The sequence below is a fragment of the Motilibacter peucedani genome (genome assembly GCF_003634695.1).
Lineage (GTDB): Bacteria > Actinomycetota > Actinomycetes > Motilibacterales > Motilibacteraceae > Motilibacter > Motilibacter peucedani.
The window spans coordinates 1-11,357 of sequence record NZ_RBWV01000014.1 but is presented as its reverse complement, the minus strand read 5'-3'; the positions used below and the strand labels follow the sequence as shown (position 1 = coordinate 11,357).

The 11,357-nt window shown below is 72.4% G+C and carries 9 protein-coding genes, 1 pseudogene and 1 riboswitch; all 10 genes and pseudogenes read left to right on the top strand.

Annotated features, from left to right (window positions below; genetic code table 11):
* Nucleotides 1-60 precede the first annotated feature (60 nt).
* Nucleotides 61-1,896, top strand: a pseudogene (locus CLV35_RS15200) (acetolactate synthase large subunit); the annotation flags it as partial.
* Nucleotides 1,896-2,423 (top strand): acetolactate synthase small subunit, encoded by a 528-nt coding sequence (gene ilvN / locus CLV35_RS15195; RefSeq protein ID WP_121194370.1) that lies wholly within the window; start codon nucleotides 1,896-1,898, stop codon nucleotides 2,421-2,423. The pseudogene CLV35_RS15200 and the gene ilvN, both read left to right, overlap by 1 nt.
* A 34-nt stretch (nucleotides 2,424-2,457) precedes the next feature.
* Nucleotides 2,458-3,489 (top strand): ketol-acid reductoisomerase, encoded by a 1,032-nt coding sequence (gene ilvC / locus CLV35_RS15190; protein ID WP_121194369.1) that lies wholly within the window; start codon nucleotides 2,458-2,460, stop codon nucleotides 3,487-3,489.
* A 151-nt stretch (nucleotides 3,490-3,640) separates the two neighbouring features.
* Nucleotides 3,641-5,377, top strand: a complete 1,737-nt coding sequence (locus CLV35_RS15185) for a glycoside hydrolase family 13 protein (RefSeq protein WP_121194579.1) — start codon at nucleotides 3,641-3,643, stop codon at nucleotides 5,375-5,377.
* A 10-nt stretch (nucleotides 5,378-5,387) separates the two neighbouring features.
* A riboswitch (TPP riboswitch) is annotated at nucleotides 5,388-5,482 on the top strand.
* A gap of 63 nt (nucleotides 5,483-5,545) precedes the next feature.
* A complete protein-coding gene (gene thiM, locus CLV35_RS15180) occupies nucleotides 5,546-6,367 on the top strand; it encodes a hydroxyethylthiazole kinase (RefSeq protein ID WP_121194368.1) in 822 nt (273 codons plus the stop codon).
* Nucleotides 6,364-6,996, top strand: a complete 633-nt coding sequence (gene thiE / locus CLV35_RS15175; protein ID WP_121194367.1) for a thiamine phosphate synthase — start codon at nucleotides 6,364-6,366, stop codon at nucleotides 6,994-6,996. The genes thiM and thiE overlap by 4 nt, the downstream gene beginning before the upstream one ends.
* Nucleotides 6,993-7,835, top strand: a complete 843-nt coding sequence (gene thiD / locus CLV35_RS15170) for a bifunctional hydroxymethylpyrimidine kinase/phosphomethylpyrimidine kinase (protein ID WP_121194366.1) — start codon at nucleotides 6,993-6,995, stop codon at nucleotides 7,833-7,835. Before thiE ends, thiD begins: the two co-directional genes overlap by 4 nt.
* Nucleotides 7,836-7,886: 51 nt before the next feature.
* On the top strand, nucleotides 7,887-9,476 hold the full coding sequence (gene serA / locus CLV35_RS15165; protein ID WP_121194365.1) for a phosphoglycerate dehydrogenase: 1,590 nt from the start codon (nucleotides 7,887-7,889) through the stop codon (nucleotides 9,474-9,476).
* Nucleotides 9,477-9,483: 7 nt separating this feature from the next.
* A complete protein-coding gene (locus CLV35_RS15160; RefSeq protein ID WP_121194364.1) occupies nucleotides 9,484-10,158 on the top strand; it encodes a lysophospholipid acyltransferase family protein in 675 nt (224 codons plus the stop codon).
* Nucleotides 10,159-10,217: 59 nt separating this feature from the next.
* Nucleotides 10,218-11,261, top strand: coding sequence for a 3-isopropylmalate dehydrogenase (locus CLV35_RS15155; protein WP_121194363.1), 1,044 nt, complete (start codon nucleotides 10,218-10,220; stop codon nucleotides 11,259-11,261).
* Nucleotides 11,262-11,357: the final 96 nt, after the last annotated feature.

The following is an 11,357-nucleotide window of genomic DNA, read 5'->3' as shown; positions in this document are numbered from 1 at the left end:
CTGACCACAAGCTGAGCGCGCTACCCCTCGTCGCCCCATCGGGCCGGGGGGTTTTTTGTTGGACCAGACCCTGGTGGACCAGAAGAGCCGCAGCACGCAGAGCAACGCCCGACGCGAGGAGAGGTGGAGCGAGTGACCGAGAAGATCACCGGAGCCCAGAGCCTGGTCCGGTCGCTGGAGTCCGTCGGCGTCGACACCGTCTTCGGCATCCCGGGCGGCGCGATCCTGCCGGCCTACGACCCGATCCTCGACTCCCAGCAGATCCGGCACATCCTGGTGCGCCACGAGCAGGGCGCGGGGCACGCGGCCGAGGGCTACGCCGTGGCCACCGGGAAGGTCGGCGTCTGCATGGCGACGAGCGGCCCGGGCGCGACCAACCTGGTGACCCCGATCGCCGACGCCTACATGGACTCGGTGCCGATGGTGGCGGTCACCGGCCAGGTGCCCAGCGGCGCGATCGGCACGGACGCCTTCCAGGAGGCCGACATCTCCGGCATCACGATGCCGATCTCGAAGCACAACTTCCTGGTGACCTCGGCCGACGAGATCCCGCGCGCGATCGCCGAGGCGTTCCACATCGCCGGCACCGGCCGCCCCGGCCCGGTGCTCGTCGACATCGCCAAGGACGCGCTGCAGGCCCAGACCGATTTCGCCTGGCCCGCGAGCGTCGACCTGGCGGGCTACCGTCCGGTGACCAAGCCCCACAGCAAGCAGGTGCGCGAGGCGGCCCGGCTGATCGCCTCGAGCAAGCGCCCGGTGCTCTACGTCGGCGGCGGGGTGATCAGAGCGCGCGCGGCGGCCGAGCTGCGTACCCTCGCCGAGCTCACCGGCATCCCCGTCGTCACGACGCTGATGGCGCGCGGCGCCTTCCCCGACAGCCACCACCAGCACCTCGGCATGCCGGGCATGCACGGCACCGTCGCCGCGGTGACCGCGCTGCAGAAGGCCGACCTGCTCATCACGCTCGGCGCGCGCTTCGACGACCGGGTGACCGGCAAGCTGTCGAGCTTCGCCCCGCTGGCCAAGGTGATCCACGCCGACATCGACCCGGCCGAGATCTCCAAGAACCGCACCGCCGACATCCCGATCGTCGGCGACGTGCGCGAGGTGATCGCCGACCTCGTGCCCGCGGTCAAGGCGGAGTTCGACGCCGGCAACCGCGCCGACCTGGCCGGCTGGTGGTCGATGGTCAACGGCTGGCGCGAGACCTACCCGCTGGGCTACGACGAGCCCGACGACGGCACGCTCTCGCCGCAGTACGTCATCTCCCGCATCGGCAAGATCGCCGGTCCGGAGGCGGTCTACGCCGCGGGCGTCGGCCAGCACCAGATGTGGGCGGCGCAGTTCATCGACTACGAGAACCCCAACACCTGGCTCAGCTCGGGCGGTGCCGGGACCATGGGCTACGCCGTCCCCGCGGCCATGGGCGCCAAGGTCGGCCGGCCCGACGCGACCGTGTGGGCGATCGACGGCGACGGCTGCTTCCAGATGACCAACCAGGAGCTCGCCACCTGCACGATCAACGACATCCCGATCAAGGTGGCCGTCATCAACAACGGCACCCTGGGCATGGTGCGCCAGTGGCAGACGCTGTTCTACGGCTCGCGATACTCCAACACCACGCTGGAGAGCCGCCGGGTGCCCGACTTCGTCAAGCTCGCCGACGCCTACGGCTGCGTAGGGCTGCGCTGCGACTCGCCCGACCAGGTCGACGCGACGATCGAGAAGGCCATGTCGGTCGACGACCTGCCCGTCGTCATCGACTTCGTCGTCCACCAGGACGCGATGGTCTGGCCGATGGTGGCGGCCGGCACGAGCAACGACGACATCATGGTCGCCCGCAGCCTCGCCCCGGTGTGGGACGGCGAAGAGGGCGAGACGGGAGTGGAGCTCTGATGGCCGACAAGCACACGCTCAGCGTGCTGGTCGAGGACGTCCCCGGCGTGCTCGCCCGCATCTCCGGCCTCTTCAGCCGGCGCGGCTTCAACATCGACTCCCTCGCCGTCGGCCCGACCGAGCAGCCCGGCATCTCGCGCATGACCGTCGTGGTCGACGTCGACGAGCTGCCGCTCGAGCAGGTCACCAAGCAGCTCAACAAGCTCATCAACGTCGTGAAGATCGTCGAGCTCGAGCCCTCCGTCACCGTCGCGAGGGAGCTCCTGCTCGTCAAGGTCAAGGCCGACCTCGCGACGCGGTCCCACATCCTGGAGACCGCCTCGCTGTTCCGCGCCAAGGTCGTCGACGTCGCCACCGATGCCGTCACGATCGAGGCCACCGGCAACGCCGAGAAGCTGGCCGCGCTGCTGCGCGTCCTCGAGCCCTTCGGCATCAAGGAGCTCGTGCAGAGCGGCATGGTCGCCGTCGGCCGCGGCTCCCGCTCCATCACCGACCGCGCGCTGCGCCCGGTCGACCGCTCAGCCTGAGACCCCCGCTTCCATCCTCAAGGAGATCCGACCCGTGGCAGCAGAGCTGTTCTACGACGAGAACGCCGACCTCTCGATCATCCAGGGCCGCACCGTGGCCGTCATCGGCTACGGCAGCCAGGGCCACGCGCACGCCCTGAGCCTGCGCGACTCCGGCGTCGACGTCCGCGTCGGCCTGCCCGGGGGCTCCAAGAGCCGCGCCCGCGCCGAGGCCGAGGGCCTGCGCGTCGTGACGCCGGGCGAGGCCGCGGCCGAGGCCGACCTCATCATGATCCTCACGCCCGACCACATCCAGCGCCACGTCTACACCGCCGAGATCGAGCCCAACCTGCAGGACGGCGACGCGCTGTTCTTCGGCCACGGCTTCAACATCCGCTTCGGCTACATCAAGCCGCCGGCCGGTGTCGACGTGTGCATGGTGGCTCCGAAGGGTCCCGGGCACCTGGTGCGCCGCGAGTACAGCGAGGGCCGCGGCGTACCCGTCATCGTCGCCGTCGAGCAGGATGCCACGGGCGGCGCGTGGCCGCTCGCGCTCTCCTACGCCAAGGCGATCGGCGGCCTGCGGGCCGGCGGCATCAAGACCACGTTCACCGAGGAGACGGAGACCGACCTGTTCGGCGAGCAGGCCGTGCTCTGCGGCGGCATGTCGGCGCTGGTCCAGGCCGGCTTCGAGACGCTCATCGAGGCGGGCTACCAGCCCGAGGTCGCCTACTTCGAGTGCCTCCACGAGCTCAAGCTCATCGTCGACCTGATGTACGAAGGCGGCATCGCCAAGCAGCGCTGGTCGATCTCCGACACCGCCGAGTACGGCGACTACGTCTCGGGCCCGCGCATCATCGACGCCTCGGTCAAGGCGCGCATGAAGGACGTCCTCACCGACATCCAGGACGGCACGTTCGCCAACCGGTTCATCACCGACCAGGACGCCGGCGCGCCGGAGTTCAAGCAGCTGCGCGCCAAGGGCGAGCAGCACCCGATCGAGGCGACCGGTCGCGAGCTGCGCAAGCTCATGAGCTGGGTCAAGTCCTCCGACGACGACTACGTCGAGGGCTCCGCCTCGCGCTGAGGCGTCGAAGAGCTCCGCGCGTCCCGCCCCACCAGGCGGGACCCGCGGTAGTGCGGAAGGGCCGTCCCGCCACCCCTGGGACGGCCCTTCCCTCTCTCTGCACCACCCCCGTGTCCGAACCCGCCGCGCGCCGACCTGCGGCGATGTGCTGATGTGTTCGGACACACGAGTGGAAGGGTGGGACGCCGACGTGGCACCAACGACGCCCTGGTGGGCCGACGCGGTCGTCTACCAGATCTACCCGCGCAGCTTCGCCGACTCCGACGGCGACGGCATCGGCGACCTGGCCGGCATCCGGTCCCGCCTGGACCACCTGCGCACGCTCGGGGTCGACGTCCTGTGGCTCTCGCCGGTCTACCCCTCGCCGCAGGACGACGCCGGCTACGACATCCGCGACTACCAGGGCATCGACCCGGTGTTCGGCACCCTCGAGGGCTTCGACGAGCTGCTCGCCGACGTGCACGCGCACGGCATGAAGCTCGTCATGGACCTCGTGGTGAACCACACCAGCGACGAGCACGCGTGGTTCGAGGAGTCACGGGCGAGCAAGGACAGCCCGAAGCGCGACTGGTACTGGTGGCGCCCCGCCCGCGAAGGCCTCGAGCCGGGTACGCCTGGGGCTGAGCCCACGAACTGGGGCTCCTTCTTCTCCGGCTCGGCCTGGCAGCTCGACGACGCGACCGGCGAGTACTACCTGCACCTGTTCTCGCGCAAGCAGCCCGATCTCAACTGGGAGAACCCCGAGGTACGCCAGGCGGTCTGCGCGATGATGCGCTGGTGGCTCGACCGGGGCGTCGACGGCTTCCGCATGGATGTCATCAACATGATCTCGAAGGACCCGGCCCTCCCGGACGCGCACGTGGTGGGCTCAGGTGGTCTGTTCGCCGACGGCGGCGCCTACTACCTCTGCGGACCACGCATCCACGAGTTCCTGCAGGAGATGAGCCGCGAGGTCTTCACTGGCCGGCCCGAGCTGCTGACAGTCGGTGAGATGCCCGGCGTCACCGTCGACGAGGCCCGGCTGTTCACCGACCCGGCCCGGCGCGAGGTCGACATGGTCTTCCAGTTCGAGCACATGGGTGTCGACCAGGGCCTCACCAAGTGGGACCACCACCCGCTCAAGCTCACCGACCTCAAGGCCACCCTCGCCCGCTGGCAGGCGGGCCTGGCCGATGTCGGATGGAACAGCCTCTACTGGAACAACCACGACCAGCCGCGCGTGGTGTCGCGCTTCGGCGACGACGGCGAGCACCGGGTGCGCTCCGCCACCATGCTCGCGACGGTGCTGCACCTGCACCGCGGCACACCGTACGTCTATCAAGGCGAGGAGCTCGGGATGACCAACGCGCCGCTGCGCTCGGTCGACGAGCTGCGCGACATCGAGTCGATCAACCACTACCGGCAGGAGGTCGCGGCCGGCCGCGACCCCGAGCAGGTGCTGGCCTCGATCCGCCCGATGGCCCGCGACAACGCGCGCACGCCGATGCAGTGGGACGCCTCGCCCCACGCCGGGTTCACGACCGGCACGCCATGGAGCGAGGTCAACCCCAACTACACCGAGGTCAACGCCGCGGCCGAGACGGCCGACCCCGACTCGGTCTTCCACCACTACCGCCGCCTCATCGCGCTCCGCCACAGCTCCCGGACCGTGGTGCTCGGCGACTTCACGCTGCTGCTGCACGACGACGAGCAGGTCTACGCCTTCACGCGCCGTCTCGGCAACGAGGAGCTGCTGGTGCTGGGGAACTTCTCCGGCTCCGACGCCGAAGTCGAGCTCGAGGGGTGGGAGGGCTCGGAGCTGGTGCTGGGCAACTACCGCGAGCCGGCGGAGGGGCTCGGGCTGCGGCCCTGGGAGGCGCGCGTCCACCGCCGCGAGGTGGGGCGCTAGCCTCTGACCCGTACGTCGGCCGGGGTGCCCTCGCGAGAGGGCTGAGACAGACCCGCCGAACCTGATCCGGGTCGTTCCGGCGTAGGGAGCCGACGCACGAGGGCGCGCTCCCCGTGCCCGCGTGCTGACGTCGGCCTCCTCGCCGGGCGCACGCGAAGGAGAGCCCGCATGGACGTCGCCGAGGTCGCCGAGCTGCTCGCGCAGGTGCGCCGCAGCTCCCCGCTGGTGCAGTGCATCACCAACTACGTCGCCATGGACCTGGCGGCCAACGCCGTCCTCGCGGTCGGCGCGTCGCCGGCGATGGTGGCCGACCCGGCCGAGTCGGGGGAGTTCGCCGCGATCGCGTCGGCGCTGACGGTCAACACCGGTACGCCGTCGCCCCGCTGGGCCGACGGCATGGTCCGCGCGACGACCGCTGCGGTCGAGGCCGGACGACCCTGGGTGCTCGACCCGGTGGCCGTCGGGGCGACCGCCATGCGCGACGAGCTCTGCGCCGAGCTGATGGCCCGCACGCCGAGCATCGTGCGTGCCAACGCGAGCGAGGTGCTCGCGCTCGCCAGGGTCACCGGAGCCTCGTCGACGGCCGAGGCCGGTGGGGGAGCGCGCGGGGTCGACAGCACCGACAGCGTCGAGTCGGCTCTCGACGCCGCGCAAGCACTGGCACGCAGGCACTCCTGCGTGGTCGCGGTGACCGGCGAGGTGGACGTCGTCACCGACGGGACCAGGGTCGCGACGGTCACGGGCGGGCACCCCCTGATGGCCCGGATCACCGCCACCGGGTGCAGCCTGACCGCGGTGACGGGCGCCTTCGCCGCCGTCGCGCCGGCCTTCGAGGCCGCGGTCGCGGCCTGTGCGGTCTACGCAGCCGCCGGGTCCCGCGCCGGGTGCGACGCCGCGGGCCCGGGCACGCTGCGCTGGCGGCTGCTCGACGAGCTGCACCGGCTCGACGAGTCCGCCCTCCGGGACGGCGCCCAGGTGGTCTCCTCATGACCGCGGACCTGCGCGTCTACCTGGTGACCGACCCGGCGCTCGGCGGCGAGCGCCCGCTCGAGGCGACGGTGGAGGCCGCCGTCGTCGGCGGGGTCACCGCCGTCCAGCTGCGCCACAAGGGGGCCTCGCCCAGCGAGCTGTTCGTCGAGGCGCGCCGGCTGCTGCAGGTGCTCGACGGCACGGGCGTGCCACTGCTGGTCAACGACTCCCTGCCCGTCGCGACCGAGCTCGGGCTCGGGCTCCACGTGGGTCGCGCGGACCCTGATCCCGTGCTGGCGCGGCAGGTGCTCGGCCGCGACGTGGTCATCGGCATGTCGCTCTACGGCGGCCGCCGCCTCGCCGACGACGAGAGGTCTGCACTGGACTACACCGCGGTCGGGCCGGTCTGGGCCACCTCGACGAAGTCCGACGCGGGTGGAGCCGTGGGCACCGGGGCGATCGGGGCCACCGACCGCAGCCGGCCCGTCGTCGCCATCGGCGGGATCGACCCGGACCGCGCCCGGCAGGCGGTGGCCGCCGGTGCGTCGGGCGTGGCCGTCGTCTCGGCCGTCATGGCCGCTGCGGACCCCCGGGCAGCCGCCGCCGCGCTGCGCGCGGCGGTCGACGAGGCGTTGGCGGCCCGGTCGTGAGCGCGGTCGTGGTGCTCACGGTCGCCGGGTCCGACCCGTCGGGCGGTGCGGGCATCCAGGCCGACCTCAAGACCTTCTCGGCCCTCGGCACCTACGGCGCTGCGGTCCTCACGGCCCTGACCGCGCAGAACACCCGCGGGGTGACCGGCGTGCACGAGGTGCCCGCCGACTTCGTCACGGCCCAGCTCGACGCTGTGCTCGGCGACCTCGACGTGCGCTGCGTCAAGACCGGGATGCTCGGTACGCCGGAGGTCGTCGAGGCGGTCGCTGCGGCGGTGGCGCGCCACCGCGTACCCCAGCTCGTCGTCGACCCCGTGCTCGTCGCCACCAGCGGTGACGCCCTCGGTGCGGCGGGCACCGCCGAGGCGGTGCGCGAGCGGCTGCTGCCCCTGGCCACGCTGGTCACCCCGAACCTGCCGGAGGCCGCCGCCCTGCTCGGCCACCCGGTGCCGGACCGGGCGGCGATGGCGCAGGCCGCGCAGGAGCTGCGCGCGCTCGGTGCGGGCGCCGCTCTGGTCAAGGGCGGCCACCTCGACGGGAGCACCAGCGACGACGTGCTGGCCGACGCCGACGGGCTGCTGGAGCTGTCCGCGCCGCGCGTGCCGACCCGCAACACCCACGGCACCGGCTGCACGCTGGCCTCGGCGGTCGCCGCCCACCTCGCGCGCGGCCTGCCCCTGCGCGAGTCGGTGCGACTGGGCAAGGACTACCTGACCCGGGCGCTCCTGCACGCCGACGAGCTGGAGGTGGGGTCGGGCTCCGGCCCGGTCCACCACTTCGCGGACTGGTGGAGGCCCGAGCAGGGCGCAGCGGTCAGGAGTGCCGGTGCGCCTCGCTAGAGTGGCGCGCCTAGAGGCAAGGTCCGCCCCTTCCACGCGTCCCGGGAGCATCTGGTGAGCAAGCCCGTCGTACTGATCGCCGAGGAGCTGTCGCCGGCGACGATGGAGGCCCTCGGCCCCGACTTCGAGGTCCGGCACTGCAACGGCGCCGACCGCGCCGAGCTGCTGGCCGCGATCGTCGACGTCGACGCCATCCTCGTCCGCAGCGCCACCAAGGTCGACGCCGAGGCCATTGCCGCCGCGAAGTCCCTGCGGGTCATCGCCCGCGCCGGGGTCGGCCTCGACAACGTCGACGTGCCCGCGGCCACGCAGGCCGGCGTCATGGTCGTCAACGCACCGACCTCCAACATCGTGTCGGCCGCCGAGCTCGCCATCACGCTGCTGCTCTCGGTCGCCCGCCGGGTGCCGGCCGCCCACGCCTCGCTCAAGGCGGGGGAGTGGAAGCGCAGCAAGTTCACCGGCGTGGAGCTCTTCGAGAAGACCATCGGCGTCGTCGGCCTGGGCCGCATCGGCGTGCTCGTCGCCCAGCGGCTCTCGGCGTTCGGCATGAAGGTGCTGGCCTACGACCCCTACGTGCAGGCGGGGCGCGCCGCGCAGATCGGCGCCCGCCTGGTGAGCCTCGACGAGCTGCTGGCCGAGGCCGACTTCATCACCGTGCACCTGCCCAAGACGCCGGAGACCGTCGGCCTGATCGGCGAGGAGGCGCTGCGCAAGGTCAAGCCCGGCGTCCGCATCGTCAACGCCGCGCGCGGCGGCATCGTCGACGAGAAGGCGCTCTACGACGCCATCGTCGAGGGCCGGGTCGCCGGCGCCGGGCTCGACGTGTGGGCCAAGGAGCCCACCACCGACTCCCCGCTGATGACGCTCGAGCAGGTCGTCGGCGTTCCCCACCTCGGCGCCTCCACCGACGAGGCCCAGGAGCGCGCGGGCATCGCGGTCGCCCGCTCGGTGCGCCTGGCCCTGGCCGGCGAGCTCGTCCCCGACGCGGTCAACGTGCAGGGCGGCGTGATCGCCGAGGACGTGCGCCCCGGCATCCCGCTCACCGAGAAGCTCGGCCGCATCCTCTCCGCGCTGATCGGCGCCGTGCCGCAGTCGCTCGACGTCGTCGTGCGCGGCGAGATCGCCGAGCAGGACGTCCGCGTGCTCGAGCTGGCGGCGCTGCGCGGCATCTTCGCCGACGTGGTCGAGGAGGCCGTCACCTACGTCAACGCCCCCGTGCTGGCCAAGGAGCGCGGGCTCGAGACGCGCCTGCTCACCGAGCGGGTCAGCCCCGACTACCGCAACCTGGTCACGCTCGCCGGCACCACGGCCGACGGCGCGCAGTTCTCGGTGTCCGGCACGCTCACCGGTCCGCGCCAGGTCGAGAAGATCGTCGAGGTCGACGGGCTCGACGTCGAGGTGGTGCCCACCGAGCACATGCTGTTCCTGCGCTACGAGGACAAGCCGGGCGTCGTCGGCGTCATCGGCCAGCACCTCGGCGAGGCCGGCATCAACATCGCCGGCATGCAGGTCAGCCGCAGCAGCGCGGGCGGCGAGGCGCTCGTCGCCCTCACCGTCGACAGCGCCGTCTCGCCCGAGGTGCTGGAGGCCATCGTCGAGAGCATCGGGGCCGTCTCGGGCCGCGTCGTCGACCTCGCCTGAGCTGCCGGTGCTCTACCGCGTCGTCCGACTGCTGCTCTCGGTCCTGCGCCACACGGTCTACCGACCGGTGGTGCAGGGCCGGGACAACGTCGCGACCTCCGGGCCGGTCATCCTCGCCAGCAACCACGTCTCGTTCATCGACAGCATCGTCATCCCGCTGGTCGCCCCGCGCGACGTCGCGTTCCTCGCCAAGGCCGAGTACTTCACCGGCCCCGGCATCTCGGTCGTCTTCACCCGCGCGTTCTTCACCGCCCTCAACGCCATCCCGGTCAAGCGCGGCGACACCGCGGCCGCCCACCGCTCGCTCGAGACGGCGCTCGAGGTGCTCCGGGCCGGGGGCGCCTTCGGCATCTACCCCGAGGGCACCCGCTCGCGCGACGGCCGGCTCTACCGCGGCCGCGCCGGCGTCGCGTGGCTCGCTATGGCCTCGGGTGCGCCGGTCGTGCCGGTCGGTGTCATCGGCACCGAGCGCCTGCTGCCGGTCGGTGCGTGGGTGCCGCGCCTGGCGCGCGTGACCGTACGCTTCGGTGAGCCTCTCCACGCCGACGACCTGCCGCCGGGGCTCAGCCCGGCGGCCGCCCGGCGCGAGTTCACCGACCGGGTCATGGCCGCGATCGCGGCGCTCTCCGAGCAGGAGGTCGCCGGCGACTACGCTCCCGGCAGCGAGGCCGCAGCCGCCTGAGGCTTCCACATGCTGGGACGCGACGCCAGCATCCGGTCGCGGGTCGTAGGGTCGACGGCGTGACGCAGACCTACCGCATCGCCAGCATCCCGGGTGACGGCATCGGCCCGGAGGTGGTCGCCGAGGCGCGCACGGTGCTGGACGCCGTGCTCGCCTCCGAGGGCGCCCGCGCCGACTACGCCGACTACGACCTGGGCGCGCGCCGCTGGCACGCGACGGGGGAGACGCTGCCCGACAGCGTGCTCGAGGAGCTGCGCGGCGTCGACGCGATCCTGCTCGGCGCCGTCGGCGACCCGTCGGTGCCCAGCGGAGTCCTCGAGCGCGGGCTGCTGCTGCGTCTGCGCTTCGAGCTCGACCACTACGTCAACCTGCGTCCCTCCAAGCTGTTCGCCGGCGCCACCACCCCGCTCGCGGGCTCGCCGCAGATCGACTTCGTCGTCGTGCGCGAGGGCACCGAGGGTCCCTACGTCGGCAACGGCGGCGCGATCCGCGTCGGCACGCCGCACGAGGTCGCCAACGAGGTCAGCGTCAACACCGCGTACGGCGTGGAGCGGGTCGTCCGCGACGCGTTCGCCCGGGCTCAGCGCCGCGAGCGCAAGCACCTCACCCTGGTGCACAAGAACAACGTCCTGGTGCACGCCGGGCACCTGTGGGCGCGCACCGTCGCGGCCGTCGCCCCGGAGTTCCCCGACGTGACGACCGACTACCTCCACGTCGACGCGGCCACGATCTTCCTGGTGACCAAGCCCGAGCGCTTCGACGTCATCGTCACCGACAACCTGTTCGGCGACATCCTCACCGACCTCGCGGCCGCGGTAACCGGCGGCATCGGCCTGGCTGCCAGCGGCAACGTCAACCCCGACCGCACCACGCCCAGCATGTTCGAGCCCGTCCACGGCTCGGCGCCCGACATCGCCGGGACGGGGGTCGCCGACCCGACCGCCGCGATCCTGTCGACGGCGCTGCTGCTCGACCACCTGGGGCTCTCGGCCGCCGCGGCCCGGGTGGAGGCGGCCGTCGAGGCCGACCTGGCCGCCCGCGGCCCGGCACCGCGCAGCACCCGGGAGGTGGGCGAGGCGGTCCTCGCGCGACTGCAGGGCTAGCTGTACTGACCGGACAGGTTGGTGCAGGGCGACACGCCTCTAGCGGTACTTGATCAGGGAAGGCCCCCGGAGCTGGGGTGGAGCTGTCGAAGAACC

Excerpts from the sequence above, each read along its gene's own strand:
- thiE (WP_121194367.1), top strand. The coding sequence starts at position 6,364 with ATGACCGCGGACCTGCGCGTCTACCTGGTGACCGACCCGGCGCTCGGC.
- CLV35_RS15185 (WP_121194579.1), top strand. The coding sequence starts at position 3,641 with ATGTGTTCGGACACACGAGTGGAAGGGTGGGACGCCGACGTGGCACCA.
- thiM (WP_121194368.1), top strand. The coding sequence starts at position 5,546 with ATGGACGTCGCCGAGGTCGCCGAGCTGCTCGCGCAGGTGCGCCGCAGC.
- ilvN (WP_121194370.1), top strand. The coding sequence starts at position 1,896 with ATGGCCGACAAGCACACGCTCAGCGTGCTGGTCGAGGACGTCCCCGGC.